General features: G+C 61.1%; 22 protein-coding genes. 15 read left to right on the top strand and 7 right to left on the bottom strand.

What is annotated here, in order from left to right:
* Nucleotides 1–337: 337 nt before the first annotated feature.
* From frdA to frdD, 4 genes are read left to right on the top strand one after another with little or no spacing between them, the layout of a single operon-like run.
* The gene (gene frdA / locus BN1128_RS08550; protein WP_042867666.1) at nt 338–2122 is read left to right on the top strand and encodes a fumarate reductase (quinol) flavoprotein subunit; all 1785 of its coding nucleotides are present in this window, start codon (nt 338–340) and stop codon (nt 2120–2122) included.
* Complete coding sequence (locus tag BN1128_RS08545; RefSeq protein ID WP_042867664.1) at nt 2115–2849, top strand: succinate dehydrogenase/fumarate reductase iron-sulfur subunit; 735 nt, start codon at nt 2115–2117, stop codon at nt 2847–2849. The genes frdA and BN1128_RS08545 overlap by 8 nt, the downstream gene beginning before the upstream one ends.
* Before the next feature lie 16 nt (nt 2850–2865).
* Nucleotides 2866–3264 carry a fumarate reductase subunit C gene (locus BN1128_RS08540; protein ID WP_021138209.1) on the top strand — a complete coding sequence of 133 codons (399 nt, stop codon included), beginning with the start codon at nt 2866–2868 and terminating at the stop codon, nt 3262–3264.
* A gap of 11 nt (nt 3265–3275) precedes the next feature.
* Nucleotides 3276–3632 carry a fumarate reductase subunit FrdD gene (frdD, locus tag BN1128_RS08535; protein ID WP_042867662.1) on the top strand — a complete coding sequence of 119 codons (357 nt, stop codon included), beginning with the start codon at nt 3276–3278 and terminating at the stop codon, nt 3630–3632.
* A 138-nt stretch (nt 3633–3770) separates the two neighbouring features.
* Here the strand turns inward: frdD and BN1128_RS08530 are convergent, their stop codons facing one another.
* A complete protein-coding gene (locus BN1128_RS08530) occupies nt 3771–4469 on the bottom strand; it encodes a DAPG hydrolase family protein (RefSeq protein WP_042867659.1) in 699 nt (232 codons plus the stop codon).
* 94 nt (nt 4470–4563) lie between these two features.
* Between BN1128_RS08530 and BN1128_RS08525 the strand changes: the two genes are divergently transcribed.
* On the top strand, nt 4564–5205 hold the full coding sequence (locus BN1128_RS08525; RefSeq protein WP_042867658.1) for a TetR/AcrR family transcriptional regulator: 642 nt from the start codon (nt 4564–4566) through the stop codon (nt 5203–5205).
* 174 nt (nt 5206–5379) lie between these two features.
* Here the strand turns inward: BN1128_RS08525 and BN1128_RS08520 are convergent, their stop codons facing one another.
* The 3 genes from BN1128_RS08520 to BN1128_RS08510 form a co-directional block, all read right to left on the bottom strand.
* A complete protein-coding gene (locus BN1128_RS08520; RefSeq protein ID WP_042867786.1) occupies nt 5380–6156 on the bottom strand; it encodes a substrate-binding periplasmic protein in 777 nt (258 codons plus the stop codon).
* A gap of 57 nt (nt 6157–6213) precedes the next feature.
* On the bottom strand, nt 6214–7437 hold the full coding sequence (locus BN1128_RS08515; RefSeq protein ID WP_042867656.1) for a winged helix-turn-helix domain-containing protein: 1224 nt from the start codon (nt 7435–7437) through the stop codon (nt 6214–6216).
* A 144-nt stretch (nt 7438–7581) separates the two neighbouring features.
* Nucleotides 7582–8220 (bottom strand): class I SAM-dependent methyltransferase, encoded by a 639-nt coding sequence (locus BN1128_RS08510; RefSeq protein WP_042867653.1) that lies wholly within the window; start codon nt 8218–8220, stop codon nt 7582–7584.
* Nucleotides 8221–8458: 238 nt separating this feature from the next.
* Between BN1128_RS08510 and BN1128_RS08505 the strand changes: the two genes are divergently transcribed.
* The 7 genes from BN1128_RS08505 (at nt 8459) to BN1128_RS08475 (ending at nt 14913) form a co-directional block, all read left to right on the top strand.
* Nucleotides 8459–9103 (top strand): thermostable hemolysin, encoded by a 645-nt coding sequence (locus BN1128_RS08505; protein ID WP_042867651.1) that lies wholly within the window; start codon nt 8459–8461, stop codon nt 9101–9103.
* The gene (locus tag BN1128_RS08500) at nt 9100–10566 is read left to right on the top strand and encodes an AMP-dependent synthetase/ligase (protein WP_042867649.1); all 1467 of its coding nucleotides are present in this window, start codon (nt 9100–9102) and stop codon (nt 10564–10566) included. Before BN1128_RS08505 ends, BN1128_RS08500 begins: the two co-directional genes overlap by 4 nt.
* The gene (locus tag BN1128_RS08495) at nt 10563–11222 is read left to right on the top strand and encodes an iron-containing redox enzyme family protein (protein ID WP_042867647.1); all 660 of its coding nucleotides are present in this window, start codon (nt 10563–10565) and stop codon (nt 11220–11222) included. Before BN1128_RS08500 ends, BN1128_RS08495 begins: the two co-directional genes overlap by 4 nt.
* Nucleotides 11219–12064: an SDR family oxidoreductase gene (locus tag BN1128_RS08490; protein ID WP_042867645.1), complete on the top strand. Its 846-nt coding sequence runs from the start codon at nt 11219–11221 to the stop codon at nt 12062–12064. Before BN1128_RS08495 ends, BN1128_RS08490 begins: the two co-directional genes overlap by 4 nt.
* 1 nt (nt 12065) lies before the next feature.
* Nucleotides 12066–12704 (top strand): tetratricopeptide repeat protein, encoded by a 639-nt coding sequence (locus tag BN1128_RS08485; protein WP_042867644.1) that lies wholly within the window; start codon nt 12066–12068, stop codon nt 12702–12704.
* Between the two features lie 83 nt (nt 12705–12787).
* Nucleotides 12788–13477: a response regulator gene (locus BN1128_RS08480; protein WP_042867642.1), complete on the top strand. Its 690-nt coding sequence runs from the start codon at nt 12788–12790 to the stop codon at nt 13475–13477.
* Nucleotides 13474–14913, top strand: coding sequence for an ATP-binding protein (locus BN1128_RS08475; RefSeq protein ID WP_042867640.1), 1440 nt, complete (start codon nt 13474–13476; stop codon nt 14911–14913). Before BN1128_RS08480 ends, BN1128_RS08475 begins: the two co-directional genes overlap by 4 nt.
* Nucleotides 14914–14996: 83 nt before the next feature.
* Here BN1128_RS08475 and BN1128_RS08470 read toward each other — a convergent pair whose 3' ends face one another.
* From BN1128_RS08470 to rloA3, 3 genes are all read right to left on the bottom strand, one after another.
* The gene (locus tag BN1128_RS08470) at nt 14997–16289 is read right to left on the bottom strand and encodes a Tle-like phospholipase domain-containing protein (protein ID WP_042867638.1); all 1293 of its coding nucleotides are present in this window, start codon (nt 16287–16289) and stop codon (nt 14997–14999) included.
* Between the two features lie 33 nt (nt 16290–16322).
* Nucleotides 16323–16799, bottom strand: a complete 477-nt coding sequence (locus BN1128_RS08465) for a CesT family type III secretion system chaperone (protein ID WP_244464573.1) — start codon at nt 16797–16799, stop codon at nt 16323–16325.
* Nucleotides 16800–16937: 138 nt separating this feature from the next.
* Nucleotides 16938–17444, bottom strand: coding sequence for a retropepsin-like aspartic peptidase RloA3 (gene rloA3 / locus BN1128_RS08460; RefSeq protein ID WP_042867636.1), 507 nt, complete (start codon nt 17442–17444; stop codon nt 16938–16940).
* Nucleotides 17445–17837: 393 nt separating this feature from the next.
* Between rloA3 and BN1128_RS08455 the strand changes: the two genes are divergently transcribed.
* The 3 genes from BN1128_RS08455 to efp all read left to right on the top strand — a co-directional run bounded on the left by BN1128_RS08455 (nt 17838) and on the right by efp (nt 20851).
* Nucleotides 17838–18881, top strand: coding sequence for a GMP reductase (locus BN1128_RS08455; protein ID WP_042867634.1), 1044 nt, complete (start codon nt 17838–17840; stop codon nt 18879–18881).
* Between the two features lie 113 nt (nt 18882–18994).
* A complete protein-coding gene (earP, locus tag BN1128_RS08450; protein WP_042867632.1) occupies nt 18995–20239 on the top strand; it encodes an elongation factor P maturation arginine rhamnosyltransferase EarP in 1245 nt (414 codons plus the stop codon).
* A 45-nt stretch (nt 20240–20284) separates the two neighbouring features.
* A complete protein-coding gene (efp, locus tag BN1128_RS08445) occupies nt 20285–20851 on the top strand; it encodes an elongation factor P (protein ID WP_042867629.1) in 567 nt (188 codons plus the stop codon).
* The last annotated feature ends 67 nt before the right edge of the window (nt 20852–20918 follow it).

Raw genomic sequence — 20918 nt, 5'->3', positions numbered from 1 at the left:
GCGCCATTAGCCAATCCGTGAATAATTCTTATTAAATATTTTTGATAAAAAACTTAAAAACTTTATGGGTAATACCTAAAAAGAGAGGTGTTTCTCATTTTTTTGAAAGAAAACTACGTATAATCCTGAGCTTAAAATAACCATAGCAATGACAGCGGCTGATACCGATAACTGAAGGATGGCGATAATTACGGCGTTTTCATCCAGGGAATGGGGTGATTTTGATAAAAGTCACCATTGCCAAGCACTAAAACAAACCAGTTTGACTTGCATCAAGCCTGAATTTTTTTCATAGAGCAAAATCGTGCCCAGCAAATCTATCCCTAAGGAGGCAGATGTGGATATTATCAAGACCGATGTCGCCATCATCGGTGCCGGTGGTGGTGGCCTGCGTGCCGCAATCGCCATAGCAGAAGCACACCCGGATCTGGACATCGCCCTGATCTCCAAAGTCTACCCGATGCGCAGCCACACAGTGGCCGCAGAAGGCGGTGCCGCCGGTGTTGTCCGTGATGATGACTCCCTCGAAAACCACTTCAACGACACCGTATCCGGTGGCGACTGGTTGTGTGAGCAGGACGTGGTCGACTACTTCGTCAACAATGCCACCAACGAGATGATCCAGCTGGAGCACTGGGGTTGCCCCTGGAGCCGCAAGCCGGACGGCAAGGCCAACGTGCGTCGTTTCGGCGGGATGAAGATCCCGCGGACCTGGTTCGCGGCAGACAAGTCCGGTTTCCACATTCTGCACACCCTGTTCCAGACCTCCATCAAATATCCGACCATCAAGCGCTTCGATGAGCACTTCTGCATGGACTTGATCGTGGACGACGGTCGCGTGCAGGGCGTGCTGACCTTCGATATCCAGAACGGTGTTTCCCGCTTCATCCAGGCCAAGTCCGTCATTCTGGCCACAGGTGGCGCCGGTCGCGTTTACCGCTACAACACCAACGGTGGCATAGTCACAGGTGACGGCATGGCACTGGCCTACCGCCACGGCGTGCCGCTGCGCGACATGGAGTTCGTTCAGTATCACCCGACCGGCCTGCCGGGCACCGGCATACTGATGACCGAAGGTTGTCGTGGTGAAGGCGGTATCCTGGTCAACAAGGATGGTTACCGCTACCTGCAAGACTATGGCCTGGGCCCGGAAACACCGGTCGGCCAGCCAAAGAACAAGCACATGGAGCTGGGTCCCCGTGACCGTCTCTCCCAGGCATTCTGGCAAGAGCAGCAGAAAGGCCGCGTGATCCAGGGCCCGATGGGCGACGTGGTTCACCTCGACCTGCGCCACCTCGGCGAGAAGTACCTGAAAGAGCGTCTGCCCTTCATCTGCGAACTGGCCAAGGCCTACGTGGGTGTGGATCCGGTCAAGGAACCGATCCCGGTACGTCCGACCGCCCACTACACCATGGGTGGTATCGAGACCAACGGTCAGTGCGCGACCCGCATGCCTGGCCTCTACGCCCTGGGCGAGTGTGCCTCCGTCGGTCTGCACGGTGCCAACCGTCTGGGCTCCAACTCCCTGTCCGAGATAGTGGTATTCGGCAAGGTAGCGGGCGAGCACGCCGGTGAATTCGCCAAGACCCAGGCACACGGCGACACCCAAGCACTGGCCGCCAAGGCCGAGCAGTTGATCAAGCAACACCTCTCGCTGATGGACATAGACGGTACTGAAAACCCGGCCGACATCCGCAACGAGTTGGGCATGTCCATGGAAGCCGGTGTCGGTATCTACCGTACCGAAGAGCTGATGCAAGGCACCATCGACAAGATCAATGAGCTGAAGGCCCGTTACAAGAAGGTCAAGATCAACGACAAGTCCTCTGTCTTCAACACGGATCTGCTGTACGCCATCGAACTGGGCTACATGCTGGACGTAGCCGAAGCCATGGCGCATTCCGCCATCAACCGGAAAGAGTCCCGCGGTTCCCACCAGCGTCTGGACGGTTATGAAGAGCGGGATGACGTGAACTACCTCAAGCACTCCCTCTCCTTCTACAACCAGGAAGGCGCCCCGACCATCGATTACTCCGATGTGAAGATCACTAAATCCCAACCGGCAAAACGCGTATACGGTTCCGAGGGTGAGAAACAAGACGAGGCTAAGAAGAATGGCTGAGATGATCGAAATTGAAATCCTGCGTTATCGCCCTGAGCAGGACAACGAGCCCTGGATGCAGACCTTTCAGGTGCCTTATCTGAAAGAGATGTCCCTGCTGGATGCGCTGCAATACATCAAGGATCAGCTCGACTCCACCCTGAGCTTCCGCTGGTCCTGCCGTATGGCGATCTGCGGCTCCTGCGGCATGATGGTCAACGGTATTCCGAAGCTGGGTTGCAAGACCTTCCTGCGTGACTATCTGCCAGGCAAGATGAAAATCGAGCCGCTCAACAACTTCCCGATCGAGCGCGATCTGGTGGTCGACATGTCCGATTTCATCGAGAAGCTGGAGAGCATCAAGCCCTACATCATCCCGAGCGAACCGCGCAGCCTGTGCGAGGGCGAGTACACCCAGACCCCGGCCGACATGGCGAAGTATCACCAGTTCTCCATGTGCATCAACTGTGGTCTGTGCTACGCGGCCTGCCCGCAGTATGGCATCAACAAGAAGTTCACCGGTCCGGCGGCACTGGCACTGGCCTATCGCTACAACGCCGACAACCGCGACAGCGCGTCCAAAGAGCGGATGAAGATCATCAGCCAGGACGAGGGTGTCTGGGGTTGTACCTTCGTGGGTTATTGCTCCGATGTCTGCCCCAAGGGTGTAGATCCGGCCGCAGCCATCCAGCTTGGCAAGGTCGAGAGCGCCAAGGACTACATGATCGCCATGTTCAAGCCAGATTGAGATCAGGAATGAGACCATGAACAACACCAATAGCAAACGTAAGCCTTACGTCCGCGAAATGAAGAAAGACTGGTGGCTGAAGAATGCCTTCTACACCGGTTACATGATCCGTGAAGGCACCAGCATCTTCGTCTCCATCTATGCCGTCGTGCTGATGTGGGGTCTGCTGCGTCTGGTTCAGGGTCAGGAAGCGTTCAACGGCTGGCTGGAATCCCTGCAAAGCCCGATCGCCATCCTGTTCCACGTCATCGCGCTGGCGGCCTGCCTGTTCCACGCCAAGACCTGGTTCGCCCTGGCGCCTAAGGCCATGCGCATCTTCCGTGGTGAAGACCTGGTGCCGGAGAAGCCGATCGTCATCGCCCAGTATGTGGCGCTGGCAGTGGTATCCCTGCTGATCCTGATCATCGTGGCTTGAGGAGAAAATTAATGAGACGTTCTGACGAACCCATCTATTGGGGTCTGTTTGGTGCCGGTGGCATGGTGGTTGCCATGCTGCTGCCGGTGATTGTCCTCATCACAGGTCTGCTGGTGCCCATGGGCATCATGGACGTGGAGACCATGAGCTACGAACGCGCACTCGAGTTCGCCAGCTCCTGGTGGGGTGCCTGCATCCTGCTGGTCATCATAGCGCTGCCCATCTGGCACGGCATGCACCGTATCTACCACGGCCTGCATGATCTGGGGATCCATACCACCAAGCTGCACCACTATGTGTTCTATGGCTTCGCCTTCCTGGTGTCTGCCATTACCGTCGGTCTGCTGATGGTGCTGGTCTTCCAGTAAGCGCATCCTGACTGAATGACAAACCGGGCCAAGTGCCCGGTTTTTTTATTATCCCTCTCGACGGCTCACACTGCAGTCCGATAGCTGACCGGGTCCCTTTATGGAACAAGGCACTCAGCAACAACTTTCCGCATCCCTTCACCAGAGCCGCGGCGCGGGTTCACGGCCGTTTTCCGCGTAATAGAGAGACGGCAGAAACTGCGCCAGATAGCTGAACTCGCTGTAGCAGTGGCGCATCAGATTGAAGCCGATCTCGTCCGGCACCTCATCAAGTGGATTGGCGCAGGCCTTGCCCAGCAGGAAGCGGCTGCGCAGCACGCAGCCATAAGGGGTATCGCGCGCCAGGTGCAGCATCTCGCCATCCAGCGGTGCACCCTGCTCATCCAGCGCCACCTGATCGCCAAAGCCGATGCGAGCGCAAATGGCGGCAGACAGTGCCTGCGTCTCCCACGCCTCGTGTAGCGATTGTGCAGCGAACACCTCTTCAGCGCCGTGAAACTTGAGTCGAGCCGCAACCGGCGGCAGCTCGGCAAGCCACTCCACCGCATCTATGCTGGCCCCCACATAGCGCTCCCCTTTTTTCCAGTGATGGTCCCAGCCCCGGTGCTCGACGTGGTCATGCGGGTGCCACCACTTGATGTGCTGGGTCGTCTCGAAAAACGTGAACCACCAATCCAGCATGCGTCCCTTGCAGCCGTGCAGATCGGTGCGAATGGCGACCGTCATCAAGCCGTCGGTACTGCGGGTCAGGCCCATTTCCAGGCGCAGCGGCTGCAGCCTTAGCAACTCATTGATGTCATTGACGCCCCAGGGGGCAAGCAAAGCGGAAGGATTCATGATGTGACTCCGATTTAATTTGGAAACGAATTGCGTTTCTCAATTTACGCTATGCCTGTATGATGTGTCTGTCAATGCTTTCCAGGAGCCACACATGTCGAACCAATCCAATGACGTAATACGTTCACGCGGCCGGCCGGCCACCCCGGAATCCGACCTGCGCGCCGCCCTGATCGAGGCGACGCTGACCTTGCTGCTGAAGGGGGGGTACGCCACCGCGACCGTGGATGCGGTAGCCAAACAGGCGGGAGTCGCCAAGAAGACGCTGTACCGCTTCGCCGCCAACCGCGACGAGCTGGTGGCACAGGCGGTACGCAGCTGGACCGATGCTTTTCAACCGGCATTCGAGCTGGATGCCGATAGCTCCGATGCCCTGGGGGAGATGCTGGAGCAGGGGTTGCAGGCCATTGCGAGCCAGGTGCTGAGCGCGCCGGCGGTAGGCATGTTCCGGCTGCTGCAACATGAGTTTGTAGGGCGTGATGCCCTGCTGGCGGCCTATCAGGACAACGGCATTGTGCGCGGCAGGGCGACGCTGGCCAACTGGTTGCAGCGCCAGCAGCAACTGGGTTGGCTGCGCGCGCAGGACGTCGCCCAAACCAGTGACCTGCTGCTGGCAATGACCATGGCGGAGCCGCTGCGCCAGATGGCACTCGGCTTGTTGGACCCAGGCAGCGACATCCGCGAGCGCATCGCCGCGGCCGTTGCGCTGGTGCTGCCCGGCTTGGTGCGAGGGTAGGCACACACTATCAACAAGGATTCGACGTCACGGCAAAGGCGCTTAGGCCTGCCCAAGCAGGCAAAGGGCTGGGCGACATCTGACAGCGGCGACCTGCCGAGGGTACCCCGCTTCCAGCCGGTCCCATCCCGGTCATTAATAAACCGGGCCTGATGCCCGGCGTGTGGACGGCTCTCACTCCATCGGCGGCAAGAATTTGCGCATCACCTCGTCGCTGTAACCGCTGTCCTGAAAATCGATGAGCACCTGATTGAGACGGGTCACCAGCTCATAGGCGCGTGGCGAGCCCTTGCTCACCAGCAGATAGAAACCCTTGCGACTGGGCAGGGAGAGGTTGAGCAGACCGCTCTCGCTCCGGTAGATACCAAGGCCGATCCCGCTCGTCAGCGGCTCGATTTCACTTGGCAGAAAGTCGCAGCGATCCCGCCCCAGCATGTCCAGCGCCTGCTGCAACTGCTTGACCCGGCGCGGCTCCAGCACCAGCCCATAGGGTGTGTAGTTGTAGCCAATCACCCCACAGACCCGGGAGCGGTTGACCGTCTGCAGATCGGGCGTCTCGGGGAAGCGGCGCTTGAGGTAGAAAAAACCCAAGTGGGTGTAATAGAGCGGCACGCTATAGAAGGCATACTCGGCCCGCTCGGGCTTGTAGCTGGCATCCCAGGTCAGCTCGCACAGTCCGTTCTGGCGATAATCCGCAAGTTCCTGCTGCACCCGAGCCCAGGGCAGGTAGCGGATCTGGTGTGACAGTCCCAGTTTGTTCAGGGCATCGAGCACCAGAGTAGTGGCCGAGCCGGTGAGCCGGCTTGTGTCGGGCACACCATCCTTGCGCTCCCAATAGGTGAAGGGGGCCCACTCATTGCCCTCCCCCAGGCAGATCTGCACCTGAGGTTCACTCGCCTGTGCCAAGCCGGCCATTCCCCACCCCAGCAGCAACAACATGGATCGCGTCATCATCTCCCTCCTTCGCTACCCTTGCAGCTTAGTTCAGAGGGCCGAGCCGCTCATCCATCAGGCGCCGTCGAGATCGCGCCACAGGGCCAGCAGGGGCACGGGAATGGCGCCGTACTGCAGGCTCGGGGTCTGATGCCAGTCCGCCAGCCGTTGCAGCGCCCTGGCCAGGTCTTGTGCCAGGGTGCGGGTGACCCTGACCCCCGCCTCCAGATAGAGGCTCTTTATCTCGAACACGCCCTGCTGACGATGGGCCTTGGCATCCATACGCCCCACCAGCTTGCCGCGGTGCAGCAGCGGCAGCACGAAGTAGCCATACTGGCGTTTGGGCGCCGGGGTATAGCACTCGATGCGATAGTCAAAGTTGAACAGTTCGCTGGCTCGCTTGCGATCCCACACCAGGGGATCAAACGGCGACAGCACCGTGGTGTGGGTCGCCTTGAGCGTACCGGCTTGCGCCTTTGCCAACTCATCGGCAAGGGAGGCGTGCACGAAGGCACCGTGCTGCCATCCTTCCACTCGCACCGGCAACAGCTCCCCTTCGTCCGCCAGCTGGTGGAGCTGAGCGTCGTACTTGCCGCGGCGCAACCTGTAGTAATCAGCAACCCAGCCAGTCTTGACCAGACCCAGCGCCCGGCAACTGGCTCGCACCATGTCCCTTTGAGCTTGTTCTGGGCTCGGCAGATCCCGCGCGTCACACCAGTCGGGCATCACCCGCTCGGCCAGATCATAAACTCGCTGGAAATTGCGCCGCTCGCGCACCATCAGCTGGCCTGCGGTAAAGAGCACCTCCAGATGGCGCTTCTCCGGCTTCCAGTCCCACCAGCCGTTGCCCTTCCCGGTTGTACGCTCAAAGTCAGCCGCCCGCACCGGGCCATGCTGGCGAATGCGCTCGAGGATCTCGCCAATCTCCTGCTGATGAGTGGCGAGCCAGTTGGCCGAAAACTTCCAGCCCATGGCGGCGGGATCCAGCATGCGATGGCGCAGCAGCCGGTAATCCTCGCGGGGAACGAAACAGGCCTCGTGGGCCCAGTATTCGAAAAGATCGCCGTTGGCCAGCAGCTGCTCCAGCCAGCGCGGCTCGTACTGCCCTAGCCGGCTGAACAGCACCAGATAGGGGCTGCGAGCCACCACAGAGATGGTGTCTATCTGCAGCAACGCCATGCGGCGAATGGTCGCCAGCAGATCGGCCGGGGTCGCTTTGCTGCGACGGGGGGTCAACAGGCCCTGGGCCGCCAGTTGCAGATGACGGGCGTCCTGCAGCGAGAGATGGGGGATCGACATGAAAAACCACTCCTTGGTTTCAGGGGGCCGCGCTTGCCACCTTGTCGCGGCTCACCGCGCCAGTGCGATGATAAACGGGGAAAATAAGGCCCTGCGGTCAGGCCATCAGCATGCCCAACTCGTCGGCAAATGAAAACGCCCCGCTCAGGGTTTGGTGATGACGGCCACATCGGCATGGGGAAAGAGAAGGTCGGCCTGCCAGCGGGCCGCCAGGGCGCGAAACGAGGCCTCGGCAAAGAAGACGATGTGGGTCGGATCATGGCGGTAGCGCCAGCTCTTGAAGCGCTCGTCACCCAGTACCCGCTGGGTCTGCAGCACCAGGATGCCACCGGGCTTGAGGCAGTCCCAGAGCCCGTCCAGCGCGGCGCGCGGCGCGGCGATGTGCTCTATCACCTCTGTGCTGGTGATGAAGTCGTACTGCCGCGTCAGCAGCTCGGGGAAGTCGGCGTAGAACTTGTCGTAACCCGCCATCTGGTAGCCCGCTTCCCGCCCCATGGCAATGAGCGCGGGGCCCGGGCCGCAGCCGAAGTCGAGACCGCTGGCCGGTGGCGGCACCCGGCTCAGCACCTCGCCGAAGGCCCGCATCAGAAAGCGGCGGTAATGGAGATCGTCCACCCGGTTGTCGTGTCCGTCATAAACCGCCTTCTCCGCCGCTGGCGCCAGATGATCGCCGGCATCCAGCCAGACCAGCTCGCAGGCCCGGCAACGATGGTACTGCTTGCCGGCCACCGGCAGCACATAGGAGTCGACTGCACCGCACAGCGGGCAAGGGGACGGACACATGGGGTTTCCTCGCGAGAGTGGCTGGCCCAATCCGGGATGGGCTCGAAATGGGCGCCAGCTTGCCTGCCCTGACCGCCGCTGACAAGAGGTTTATCCCATGGGAGCAGGGCCTGCCACTTTGCTGACAACCACGGTTTTCACTGCCTTCCACTACAAATCGACACTGATTTTTCCCCTCTTAAATATTTCTTAAGTTTGCCCCTTTAGTCTGACAACAACAGACCAGAAGGAGCCATCCATGACCACAGACATTCAAGCCCCCTACCGTTTGGTGCTGGCCGATACCCCGCAACAGGTCATGGCATTGCAGGCCTACATACAGACGGCCTACAGCCACGAGTTCGATGCCCGCATTCCCCATTTTCTGCCCTGCCTGCTCGGGCTCTATCGAGCGGATGGCATCCTGGTTGGCGCTTGCGGCCTCAAGTTGGCCAGCACCGAGCGTCTCTATCTGGAACAGTATCTGGACCACCCCATTGAGGCCGCCATCGAGACCCGACTCGGGGTACGCGCCCGGCGGGATCGCATCGTCGAGGTCGGCAATCTGGCCTGCAGCGAACCGGGCAACGCCCGCCTGATGTTTGCAGCGCTGTGCCGCCTGCTGTGTGACAACGCCCTCGACTACGTGGTCTTCACCGGCACTGCCAAGCTGCGCAACAGCTTCCATCGCCTGCACCTCACCCCGGTCGAGCTGGCTCCTGCCCAGGCTGACAAGGTGGGTGACGATGCCAGCGCCTGGGGTGCCTATTATCACTGCCAGCCCAAGGTGATGGTCGGCGACCTCGGCCTCGGGCGGCAGGCCCTGGCCCAGGGCAGCCTGCTACTCTCCCTGCTTGCACCCATGCCATCCCTGTTCGACTGCACGCACCGGAGCGCCTTATGATGCTGTTCAACCAGATAGCCCACTTCGCCCGCCATGCACCCCATAGCCCGGCCCTGAGCGGCAGCAATCATCGAATCAGCTACGAACAGTTGTGGCTGCAGATCTCCGCCCTGGCCGAGCGCCTGCAACAGGCCGGTATTGCCCGGCTGGCGCTGCAACTGGACAACGGCCTGCCTTGGGCACTGATCGACTTGGCCTGCGCCAAGGCCGACATAGTGGTGATCCCGGTGCCCCATTTCTTCAGCCCGGAGCAACAGGAGTGGCTGCTGGAGAGCAGCGGGGCCGACGCCCTGATCGGCCCCCATCACCCAGGCTGGCAGACAAGCGAACCGCTGCTTCTCTCGATTGGTGAGCTGCCGCTGTGGCGCAAAGAGCCATCACAAATGTCCCCTCTACCCGCTGGCACCGCCAAGATCACCTATACCTCCGGCAGCACGGGACAACCCAAGGGGGTCTGCCTCTCCCTTGAGCATATGATGGCGGTCTGCGAGTCGCTGGCGCAGCGGGTCGCCCCGGCCCGGGTCGAAAAGCACCTGACCCTGCTGCCGCTGACCACACTGCTGGAGAACCTGACCGGCCTCTATGTACCGCTGCTCACTGGCGCCTGTAGCCGTATCCCCTCGCTGGGGGAGCTGGGTTTTTCCGGCTCCAGCAAGCTGGACCCCGCCACTCTGGCCCAGGCCCTGCTGCGCTGGCCCACCCACAGCCTGGTGCTGGTGCCAGAATTGCTGCGTCTGCTGCTGGCCCTGTGCAGCGCCAATCCGACGCTGGCCAAACAGCTGGCGGCGCTGCGTTTCGTCGCCGTGGGCGGGGGCAAGGTATCGCCCGAGCTCATCAGTCGTGCTCGCAAGCTGGGGCTGCCTGTCTATGAAGGTTATGGGCTGTCGGAGTGCGGCTCAGTCGTGGCGCTCAACGGACCTGACGGCCACAGCCTAGGCAGCGTCGGCCAGCCACTGCCCCACTGCCGGGTATCGATCGCCGCCGACGGTGAAATTTTGGTGGAAGGGGCTGCCATGCTCGGTTATCTGGGCAGCAATGAACCGGCCCCCGCTCTGGTTGCCACCGGCGATTTGGGTCACCTGGATGATGAGGGCTATCTGCACATCACGGGGCGCAAGAAGAACGTGCAGATCACAGCCTTCGGTCGCAACTTCTCCCCCGAGTGGATCGAAGCGGAAGCCCAGCTCTGCCCGGCCATCGCCCGCATCGTGATCTTCGGCGACGGCCAGCCCGCCAACGTGGCACTGATCCAGGCACTACCCGGTGCCGACGCCCAGCTGGCACAACAGATAGCGCAACTCAACCACCGTCTGCCCGATTACGCCCGTATCCACCACTGGCTGCCGGTGGCACTGGATCAGCATCCCGACCTGCTGACCGCCAACGGTCGCCCCCGCCGCGAGCGGATCTATCACCACTTTTCTCAGCAAATCAGCCAATGCCTTACAGGAGAGACCTCATGAGCTTCTATCACCTGCTGCAACAAGCCACAGCCCCGGCCCGGGAGCATCTATTCAAGGCGCCCATCATAGAGGCGTGCCGCAAGGGAGATATTTCTCGCGACACCTATCTGCGCTTCCTCTCCCAGGCCTTCTATCACGTGCGCCACACTGTGCCACTCTTGATGGCCACCGGCGGCAAGCTGGGTCAGGAGTACGAATGGGTACGCGGTGCCATTGCCGAGTACATCGACGAGGAGTATGGCCATCAGGAGTGGATCCTGAGCGACATCCGCGCCTGTGGCGGCGATGCCGAGGCCGTGCGGCACGGTCAGCCCGAGCTGCCCATAGAGCTGATGGTGGCCTTCCTCTATGACCAGATACAACGCGGCAACCCCATGGGCTTCTTCGGCATGGTACAGGTGCTGGAAGGCACCAGCGTCGCCATCGCCCTGACAGTGGCCGATCAGCTGAAAGCGGGCCTCGGCCTGCCGCCACAGACCATGAGCTACCTGAGCTCCCATGGCGCGCTGGATCAGGAGCACCTCAAGTTTTTCGAATCCCTGATGAACCGGGTGGAAGACCCGGCCGATCAGGCCGCCATCATTCACTCGGCCAAGGTGGTTTACCGCCTCTACGCCGACATGCTCTATCAACTCACGGAAACGCAAACATCATGAAGCTTGAAGGAAAAAAGGTGTTGCTCACGGGCGCGAGCGGCGGGATCGGCGAAGCGCTGGCCCAAGCGCTGGCGGCCCAGGGGGCGCACCTGTTGCTGCATGGACGCAGAGCCAGCGCGCTGGAGCGCCTCTGCAAGGAGCTGCCGCACCCGGAACGCCATCAGATAGCGATCGCCGATCTGGGATCTCCTCAGGAGCGGGCCAGGCTGCTGCAACATCCGGCATTGGAGGAGGGGCTGGATGTGCTGATCAACAACGCCGGCTGCAACCAGTTTGCCTGGCTGGAGGACCAGAGTGCCGAACAGGTAGAGCGCCAGCTGTTGCTCAACATAGAGGTGCCGATCCAGCTCACTCGCGCCCTGCTGCCCCGGCTGCGCAAGCCCGCCGTGGTGATGAACATAGGCTCCAGCTTCGGTGCCATCGGCTATGCGGGTTACAGCGTCTATTGCGCCAGCAAGTTCGCCCTGCGCGGCTTCAGCGAGGCGCTCGGCCGCGAGCTGGAGGGGACCGGCATCAAGGTGCTGCACTTCGCCCCTCGCGCCACCCGCACCCGCCTCAACTCGGAGGCAGCCTACGAGATGAACGCCGAGCTTGGTACCCAAACCGACAGCCCGCAGGACGTGGCCGAGGCTGCCGTCATCGCCCTGTGCAACGAGACTCGCCGCAGCTGGCTCGGCTGGCCGGAGAAGCTGTTCGTGCGCCTCAACGCCCTGCTGCCCGGCCTGGTCGACAGGGCGCTGGCCAAACAAAAACCCATCATAGAGCGCTACGCCCGCCACTCGCCTCCGCCAGCCGCGGGCACAGGCAACCCCACCGCCGTCATGACAGAGAAGGAACGTTAAGATGAAGCAAGCCACTTTCCGCCCCCGTTTGGGCCACTGCGCTCTCCTGCTCCTCACGCTGGGCTCTGGCTTGGCGCAGGCCGCCGACGCCCTGCCCGTCATCCAGCAGCAGTGGGCCGTCTGCCAGTATCAGCAGACCGGCAAGGCCAAGGAGGGCTGCCTGGAGAAATTGAGCAGCCAGGCCGATGAGGCAAGTGCCAAGGAGGCCTTTCGCACCGATCTGTTGATCTGGTCGGCCATCGTCAAGAGCACCTGGGCTGGCGCCAAGGGCGGGCTGGGGGCACTGGGCCTGGTCAAGGAGGCCAAGGCCAAGCTGGAGATAGCCCTCAAGCAGGATCCCAAGGCGCTGGAGGGCTCCGCCTACACCAGTCTGGGCTCGCTCTACTATCAGGTGCCGGGCTGGCCGGTGGGCTTTGGCGATGACGAGAAGGCCGAGCAGCTGCTCAAGCAGGCGCTGGCCATCAACCCGACCGGCATAGATCCCAACTTCTTCTACGGCGACTTCCTGCTCGATCAGGGTCGCAAGGACGAAGCCAAAACCTATCTGGACAAGGCACTGGCGGCACCGGACCGTCCCGGTCGCGAGCTGGCGGACCAGGGCCGTCGCATCGAGATCCGGGACCGCCTCGCCAAGCTATAAAAACAAGCCGGATCAAACAGCTATTTAAACTCTGCCCGCCCGCTTGCATACTGGTGGGCAGCGTCGTTTAAGGGGGAGTGACTATGCGGATCCTGTTGGTCGAAGATGATGTGATGCTGGGCGATGGCATGGTGGATGCCCTGCGCAGCAGTGGCTATACCGTTGACTGGTTGCAGCAGGGGCTGCCCGCCCTGTCGGTGCTCAAGAGCGAAGAGTTTGCGGCCCTCATTCTGGATCTCAACCTGCCGGATATCGACGGCATCAGCCTGCTGCGCAAGTTGCGCCGGGAGGGGCAGGTGCTGCCCGTGCTGATCCTCACCGCCCGCGATGCCCTGGACGACCGGGTGCTGGGGCTGGATGCGGGCTCCGACGACTACATGGTCAAGCCCTTCGCCCTGCAGGAGCTCAACGCCCGTCTGCGCGCCCTGGTGCGGCGCAGCAAGGGCCAGGCTCAGGCAATCCTGGAATATGGCGAGCTGCTGCTCTATCCCGAGTCACAGCAGGTCACCTACCGGGGCGAGCCGGTCAAACTGACTCCTCATGAATACAAACTGCTGCAGGAGCTCATCACCCAGAGCGGACGGGTGCTGAGCAAGGATCAGCTGCAACAGAGCCTCTACGGCTGGGACGAGGGCGCCGAAAGCAACGCGGTGGAGGTCCATATCCACCACCTGCGCAAGAAGTTCTACAGCGACCTCATCCGCAACATTCGCGGGGTCGGCTACATCATTCCCCAGCTTGAGCTGCCACAACGCCAGGATAACCGGGCATGACTCGTCCCCGCTCCATCCGCCGTTTTCTGCTCTCCGGCATACTGGCGCTGGTCAGTGCCAGCCTGGCCATCAGCGCCCTCATCGGCTATCTCGAGGCCAACCATGAGATGGAGGAGCTGTTCGATGCTCGCCTCGCCCAGTCTTCCCGCATCACCAATCAGCTGCTCAGCCGCTATCTGGAGCAAAATGGCGAGCTGCCCGCCAACGGCACCGTCTACGAAGATTGGGAGCAGCACAACCCGGATCAGTGGCAGAAGGACACCAGCCTCAATCTGAGCGGCGAAGACAGGGAGCTGACCCCCTTCGGCCACGAGTTCGAGCGCAACCTCTATTTCCAGCTGCTGAATGAACAGGGCAGCATACTGCTGCGCTCCCCCAGCGCCCCGAGTCAGCCGCTGGTCGAACTGGCGCCCGGCTTCAACACGGTCGAAAAAGACCGGCATCAGTGGCGCACCTTCACCCTCTACAACCGGGACGAACATACCTGGCTGGTGGTGGCGGAACGGGACGACGAGCGCAGCGAACTGGCCAGCAAGATGGCCACCCTGACCATGCTGCCGCTGCTCATCACCTTGCCCTTCCTGCTCGGCCTGCTGTGGTGGCTCATCTCCCGCGGCTTGGCGCCGTTGCGACTGCTGGCCCAGGCCATAGGCGAACGCCACCCCGCCAACCTGAGCCCGCTCAACCTGAAGATCCGCGCCCAGGAACTGACCCCGCTCACCAACGAGATCAACCGGCTGATGCACGCCCTGGCCGATACCATAGAGCGGGAGAAGCAGTTCACCAACGAAGCGGCCCACGAGCTGCGCACCCCGCTGGCCGTGCTGCGCATTCACAGTGAAAATGCGCTGGCCGCCGAGGATGACGCCAGCCGCGAGCAGTCGTTGCAAAAGATGCTGCTGGCGCTCGATCGCAGCGACCGCCTGCTGCGCCAGCTGCTGACTCAGGCCCGCATCGACAGCCAGCAGGGACTGGATATGACCGAGCTCAACCTGAACCAGCTGCTGCAAGGCACGCTGGCAACCCTGGCCCCCATAGCCCTGAAAAAGGATCAGCAGCTGTCGCTGGAGGGGGCGGAGCAACTGACCGTGATGGGCCAGGCCACCCTGCTGGATCTGATGTTCAGCAACCTCATCGACAATGCGCTGCGCTACACCCCGGCCCGGGGCGAGATAGCGGTCGAGGTGCAGCACGAAGGCAACAGGGTCAGGGTCGATATCCGCGACAACGGCCCCGGCATCCCCACCGCGGCCCTGTCACGCCTGTGCGAGCGCTTCTTTCGGGTCAATCCCCAGCAGGGAGACGGCGTTGGCCTCGGCATGGCCATCGTCTCGCGCATCGCCCAGCTGCACGGCGCGGATCTGGACATCCACAACCGGCCAGAGGGAGGGCTGGAGGTGAGCGTGCTGCTGCCAACCAACAAACCAATCCTATAGTCCGGAAACAACAACGCCCCCCGCAGGAGGCGTTGTTCACTGATGCTGGCTGCGTGACTTGTCGCCACGCCATCACCGGCTAATCAGGCAAGCAGCGCATCCAGACCCGCCGTCACTGCCTCCATGCGATGCCCGCCAGAGTGCTCAATCACATAACGCTTGCCCACTTGGGAAGAAGCATCCAGCCCGAGCACACCGTGCTCCACCTTCTGGCTTAATGGATCCCCGCTGGTGTTGATGTGGGTAACATTGGCATCGTCCAGCTTGTGGGCAAGGCGATCCCGCAACCCGACATGCAACCCCATGCTGTTAAAGGCCGTGACCTTGAGTCCGTGCTTGATGCCTGCATACTGCGCCAGACCGCCCCCCAGAGAATGGCCCAACACCTCGACCTTGCCACCATGCTGCTGGGCAAAAGCCTTGACCAGACGGTCGGCATCTTGAAATGCGCTGTCTTTGATCCCGAGCGCCGCGCCAGCATCGCTCTTCAGGGTCCCCGGGCGTTTAGCAGGCTGAGTACCAACGAACGAGAGCACCATGGTATCGCCACGCTTGTAAACGGCGACCTTGAGCGCTGACCAAGCATCGCCTGTCAGGATAAAGGGGTCATTCTTGCCCTTGCCCGGGGTTACATGAAGAGTCAGTGCACTCCCGGTGCCGCCGGAACCATCTTCACGACGGGCCAATATCGAAGGAGGAATATCTGCCAGCGTGGCGTGACTGTAGCCTGCCGGCATCTCCCGATAGCTGCTGGAGCAGCTGACCCGAGCCAGCTGGGCCGCATCCATCACAGCTCTCGCCCCCTCGGCAGTCAGCGGCTCCTGCTGCGCCTTCGCCACGAAGGCCGGCTTGATGATTCCCTTGGCGGCACTCAATGCCTGCTGTGAGCCCTGTTGCAACCTGTCTGACATACCGAGTGGCAGATGGGAGGCCCCCTTCATAACGCTACCCGCCAACCCCAGAGAGGAGGAGGCCACCAGACGCGCCGCTGACTCACCAAGGTTTTTCACCCCGGCCACCCCGGCCGTCACCGCACCGCTGGCCACGCTGCTGACGCCGCCGGTAATATTGGCCAGCCCTTTGATGATGGCGCCAGTCCAGTAACGGGCTTTCCCCTTGGCGCTCTGGGCATGGGAGTCATGGCCGCCCTGGATGGCGATGCCAATCTTGCGAGCCGGGGCACTGAGGGTCAACCACTTGAGCGAGGTATTCAATACCTTGCCTGGCTGAACCCGGGAACCGAAGCCGAGACTGGTATAGTGAGAGGCCAGATTGTGATGAACCGTGTGCTGGCGAGATGATGATTGCACCTCGCCATGCTCATGAGAGGCCACTGCGGTGGCTCGCTGGGGTTGTCCAATGCTTTGAATAGACATCTTCTGCTCCTGATTAATACCAATGACGATCCATCAACACGGGATCATGACGCCAGATAACGGTGAGTGAATGGCAGGTTTCTCCTGCTGGATGCTCAACGTCCGCAACTGCGCCTGCAAGGTGACGCCGAGATCAAGAAACTCGCCCAGGGTCTGCACAAACAGGGTTTTATCGAGCATCTCGATGAGGGAGGAAAAGGTCAGCACCAGATGGTTGCTGCGACTGTCCAGACTGATCTGGCTTCCACCAGTGGCCAAACCAAACATGTTCAGCTCAAGGGCCGAGCGGGTCAGCAGCAACTGGCTGGCTGCATCGTCAGGCAGACGAAGCAAGGGAATATAAAGGTAACATGCCTGCAGATCATCGTTATCAGGGACTTCGACCAGACACTCGCCATCCAGACCGAACGGCACACGACAGTGGCCATCACTGCCCAGACTCAATGCTACGCCCTGCTGTTCGCCCGCGAGCAATAGCCATTCAGATACGATTTTTTGATAAGGTTTCACTATGATGCACTCCACGCTCAATCCCTTGCTGGCGAACGAGCTCGCACGCATCAGGGTATGATGGAGATGCTACCTCTGGCAGAGGTGCTGTGATTTAGCTGTGAAACGGCGTTTTTTAGATTCACGCCGAAATTGCCCCTAACGGCAAGCGGGCTTCACCGTGAAGGTACGGCTCGAATCCACGGCCCCCAGATCCGCCAGCAGACGGCGACCGAGCAGCACCGGATAGATCATCTTGCTGCGATCCCGCAGGGTGAACCACTCCTCATACACCTTGTCACCCAGGCAGATGGCCATGGTGACGGTTGGCCTCTGCTCCATGCCGCCGGCACCGCGCACCGTCACCATGTGTTCCACCGGCCGCTCCAGGGTCTGGCGCACCTGCTTGTCGGTGTTGGCATCCGTCACCTGCAGAGTAAAGCGCACCCAGGGTTTGCCATCGCGCTTGAAGTGGTGCAGATCCCGTGCATCCATCGAGGAGGTGAGCGCCCCTGTATCCAGCTTCATCTTCACTGCCACGCCGCTTGGCATGATGAGTCCCTTCTCGATCCAGCCATACACGGCGGGAGCCGAGGCGGCACGGGCCCCCCCCGGCAGGGAGAGGCAGGCCAGCAGCAACAGCGGCATCATTCGCGATCCAAACATGTCGGTTCCTCGTCCAGACAGGGCCCAGGCTGGCCCGAGAGGCCCAGAATGAGGATGCAAACGGCGGCTGTCAACTGGCGAAGCGCGGCGGCAGGCGGGCTTGTTCTGTCAGCGTCGGAGGCGCGACATGGGCTGGTAAAAAGGCGTGATTGATGACTCTGTTCGCGAAGAGGTTCAGGCAGAAAAGCGGTGTTGGATGACACCCGAGGCTGCGCTCAGGTTGTGACGCCAAAGGCTAACACAATGATGAGCGAATTATCAGTCTTGTTCTGGCGGGATTTTTGCCTACACTGTTGTAAACCGGAGGCCCTGAAAACCGCCGGTTTTTTTGCGCCTGCCGAAAATTGACCACTGCAAAAGTGACTTTCAACAAGGCTCAATAAGGAATTCGTCATGCGTATCGAAGAAGACTTGAAGCTCGGTTTCAAGGATGTTCTGTTCCGCCCCAAGCGCTCCACTCTCAAGAGCCGTTCCCAAGTCAGCCTGACCCGTCAGTTCACCTTCAAGCACACCCAGACTCAATGGCAGGGCGTTCCCGTCATCGCCGCCAACATGGATACCGTCGGCAGCTTCGCCATGGCCAGGACCCTGGCCGGTTTCGAGATGATGACCGCAGTCCACAAGCACTACAGCCTTGCGCAGTGGCAAGCTTTCGTGAACGAGACAGACCCCGCCCTGCTCGGCCATGTAATGGTATCGACCGGCACCTCCGAAGAGGACTTCATCAAGACCCGCCAGATCCTGGCCATGTCGGCGGCTCTGCGCTTCATCTGCGTGGACGTAGCCAACGGCTACTCCCAGCACTTTGTCGAGTTCTTGCGCAAAATACGTGAAGCCTGCCCGAACCACGTCATCCTGGCCGGCAACGTGGTCACCGGCGAGATGGTGGAAGAGCTGATCCTCTCCGGCGCCGATATCGTCAAGGTTGGCATAGGCCCGGGCTCTGTCTGCACCACAAGGGTCAAGACAGGCGTCGGCTACCCCCAGCTCTCCGCCATCATAGAGTGCGCCGATGCGGCGCACGGCCTTGGTGGCCAGATCGTCGGTGACGGCGGCTGCACCTGCCCGGGTGACGTGGCCAAAGCCTTCGGCGGCGGCGCCGACTTCGTGATGCTGGGCGGCATGCTGGCAGCCCACGAGGAGTGCGGCGGCGAAGTGGTGGACGTAGATGGCACCCCCTTCATGAAGTTCTACGGCATGAGCTCATCGAGTGCCATGGACAAGCACGCCGGCGGCGTCGCCGACTATCGCGCCTCCGAAGGCAAAACCGTGCTGCTGCCCTACCGCGGCCCGGTCGAGAACACGGTGCGCGACATCCTGGGCGGCGTGCGCTCCACCTGCACCTACGTCGGCGCCAGCCAGCTCAAAGAGCTGACCAAACGCACCACCTTTATCCGGGTGCGCGAGCAGGAGAACAACGTCTACGGCAAGGAGTAAACCTGCCCCTGCCAGGAGTGAGGGCTTCATGCCCTGCCCCTTAGAAGCCAATCCACCGGTGTGCTACCCTGCACACCGGTTTTTTTGTATCTCTTTTCCATCGGACCCCTGACATGACAACCTCTTCACCACGTAATCTGCCGCCATTCGACTGGGATATCTTCTGCTGCGTCGTGGACAACTTCGGTGACATAGGCGTCACCTGGCGGCTCGCTCGCCAGCTGGAGCAAGAGGGGCATGTCCCGACCCAGGCTAGTGGAGCAGAAGAGGGACAAGGGCTGACCCACGGCAGTGAAGCAAGAGTCAGGCTCTGGGTGGACGATCTGGCGAGCTTCGCCCGCATCTGCCCGGGACTCGACCCCGCGCAAGATGGCCAGTGGGTCGCGGGCATCTATATCCAGCACTGGCACGACGCGCTGCCGGCGGATGTCATCCCGGCAAAGGTGGTCATAGAAGCGTTCGCCTGCGAACTGCCCGCTCCCTTTATCGAGCGCATGGCCAGCCAACCCAAGCCCCCCTGCTGGATCAATCTGGAGTACCTCTCGGCCGAGAGCTGGGTCGAGGATTGCCACGGCCTTGCATCGCCCCAGCGAGTCGGCGACCTGAGCCTCAACAAATACTTCTTCTTCCCGGGCTTCACCCCCAGCACCGGCGGCCTCTTGTGCGAGCAGGGGCTCATGGCTGCGCGTGAGCAGTGGCAACAGGATGAAGCTGGCCTTGCCGCCTACTGGGCCAGCCTGGGATTGCCGCCCAAAGGGGACAATGAGCTGAGAGTCAGCCTCTTTACCTACGAGAGCGAAGCGCTTGTGAGCCTGATAGAGGGCTGGTGTCAGAGCCCAACCCCCGTCACTTTGCTATTGCCGCTGGGGCGCTCGCTCAATGACGTGCTGCGCGGCGCCGGCCTTGAGAGCGCCATCGCCACCGCCAGGGCCGGGGATCTGCTGCGCGTGGGCAGTCTCACCATCAAGCTGCTGCCGATGACGGATCAGGCAGGCTACGACCGGCTGCTGTGGAGCTGCGACCTCAATCTGGTGCGCGGCGAGGACTCCTTCGTGCGGGCCCAGTGGGCCGCCCGCCCCTTCCTGTGGCACATCTACCCGCAGGATGAGCAGGCCCACATGGTCAAGCTGGACGGTTTTCTCGATCACTATCTGGCGGACTTTTCCCCGGAGGCAGCCCAATGGTTGCGGGCTTTCAACCACGCCCTCAACCAGGGGGAAGATACCAGCAAACTTTGGGCCCAATGGCCCCGATATAGCGCCATTTGGCAGCAAGATGCGCGAAGCTGGTCACAGAAGCTGCTCGAGGACGGGGATCTCGTCACGCGGTTGGTGAAATTTTTAGAAAGCCGTATATAATCTGGCAGTTTTTATCCGTCCGTTTCACGAACAGGAATTTTTTACATGAAAACCGCACAGGAAATCCGCGCTGGTAACGTAGTCATGATCGGCACCGAGCCGATGGTGGTCCAGAAGGCTGAGTTCAACAAATCCGGCCGTAACTCCGCCGTGGTCAAGATGAAACTGAAGGGTCTGCTCAACGGTAGCGCGACCGAGACCGTATTCAAGGCCGACGACAAGCTGGACGTGGTTCAGCTGGAGCGTAAAGAGTGCACCTACTCTTACTTCTCCGACCCTCTGTATGTCTTCATGGACACCGAGTACAACCAGCACGACGTCGAGAAAGACAACCTGGGTGACGTGCTGAACTACCTGGTAGACGGCATGGAAGACATCTGCGAAGTGACTTTCTACAACGAGAAAGCCATCTCCGTAGAACTGCCGACCACTATCGTGCGCGAAGTCGAGTACACAGAGCCGGCCGCCCGTGGCGACACCTCCGGCAAAGTGACCAAGCCTGCCCGTCTGAAGGGCACCACCTACGAGCTGGCCGTTGCCGCCTTCGTAGAGATCGGTGACAAGATCGAAATCGACAGCCGCACCGGCGAATTCAAGCGTCGTATCTCCTGATCGACCCCTTGAGTTGAATCCAAAAAAGCGAGCCAATGGCTCGCTTTTTTATTGATCCCCTGGCCGC

The organism is Aeromonas piscicola, from assembly GCF_000820005.1.
Lineage (GTDB): Bacteria > Pseudomonadota > Gammaproteobacteria > Enterobacterales > Aeromonadaceae > Aeromonas > Aeromonas piscicola.
This window is presented reverse-complemented; position numbering and strand designations above follow the sequence as displayed.

Coding starts and splice junctions, on each gene's coding strand:
- BN1128_RS08480 (WP_042867642.1), top strand. CDS start 12,788: ATGCGGATCCTGTTGGTCGAAGATGATGTGATGCTGGGCGATGGCATG.
- BN1128_RS08495 (WP_042867647.1), top strand. CDS start 10,563: ATGAGCTTCTATCACCTGCTGCAACAAGCCACAGCCCCGGCCCGGGAG.
- BN1128_RS08515 (WP_042867656.1), bottom strand. CDS start 7,437: ATGTCGATCCCCCATCTCTCGCTGCAGGACGCCCGTCATCTGCAACTG.
- efp (WP_042867629.1), top strand. CDS start 20,285: ATGAAAACCGCACAGGAAATCCGCGCTGGTAACGTAGTCATGATCGGC.
- BN1128_RS08485 (WP_042867644.1), top strand. CDS start 12,066: ATGAAGCAAGCCACTTTCCGCCCCCGTTTGGGCCACTGCGCTCTCCTG.
- rloA3 (WP_042867636.1), bottom strand. CDS start 17,444: ATGTTTGGATCGCGAATGATGCCGCTGTTGCTGCTGGCCTGCCTCTCC.
- BN1128_RS08525 (WP_042867658.1), top strand. CDS start 4,564: ATGTCGAACCAATCCAATGACGTAATACGTTCACGCGGCCGGCCGGCC.
- BN1128_RS08545 (WP_042867664.1), top strand. CDS start 2,115: ATGGCTGAGATGATCGAAATTGAAATCCTGCGTTATCGCCCTGAGCAG.
- earP (WP_042867632.1), top strand. CDS start 18,995: ATGACAACCTCTTCACCACGTAATCTGCCGCCATTCGACTGGGATATC.
- BN1128_RS08470 (WP_042867638.1), bottom strand. CDS start 16,289: ATGTCTATTCAAAGCATTGGACAACCCCAGCGAGCCACCGCAGTGGCC.
- BN1128_RS08490 (WP_042867645.1), top strand. CDS start 11,219: ATGAAGCTTGAAGGAAAAAAGGTGTTGCTCACGGGCGCGAGCGGCGGG.
- frdD (WP_042867662.1), top strand. CDS start 3,276: ATGAGACGTTCTGACGAACCCATCTATTGGGGTCTGTTTGGTGCCGGT.
- BN1128_RS08455 (WP_042867634.1), top strand. CDS start 17,838: ATGCGTATCGAAGAAGACTTGAAGCTCGGTTTCAAGGATGTTCTGTTC.
- BN1128_RS08500 (WP_042867649.1), top strand. CDS start 9,100: ATGATGCTGTTCAACCAGATAGCCCACTTCGCCCGCCATGCACCCCAT.
- BN1128_RS08530 (WP_042867659.1), bottom strand. CDS start 4,469: ATGAATCCTTCCGCTTTGCTTGCCCCCTGGGGCGTCAATGACATCAAT.
- BN1128_RS08505 (WP_042867651.1), top strand. CDS start 8,459: ATGACCACAGACATTCAAGCCCCCTACCGTTTGGTGCTGGCCGATACC.
- BN1128_RS08510 (WP_042867653.1), bottom strand. CDS start 8,220: ATGTGTCCGTCCCCTTGCCCGCTGTGCGGTGCAGTCGACTCCTATGTG.
- BN1128_RS08540 (WP_021138209.1), top strand. CDS start 2,866: ATGAACAACACCAATAGCAAACGTAAGCCTTACGTCCGCGAAATGAAG.
- BN1128_RS08520 (WP_042867786.1), bottom strand. CDS start 6,156: ATGACGCGATCCATGTTGTTGCTGCTGGGGTGGGGAATGGCCGGCTTG.
- BN1128_RS08475 (WP_042867640.1), top strand. CDS start 13,474: ATGACTCGTCCCCGCTCCATCCGCCGTTTTCTGCTCTCCGGCATACTG.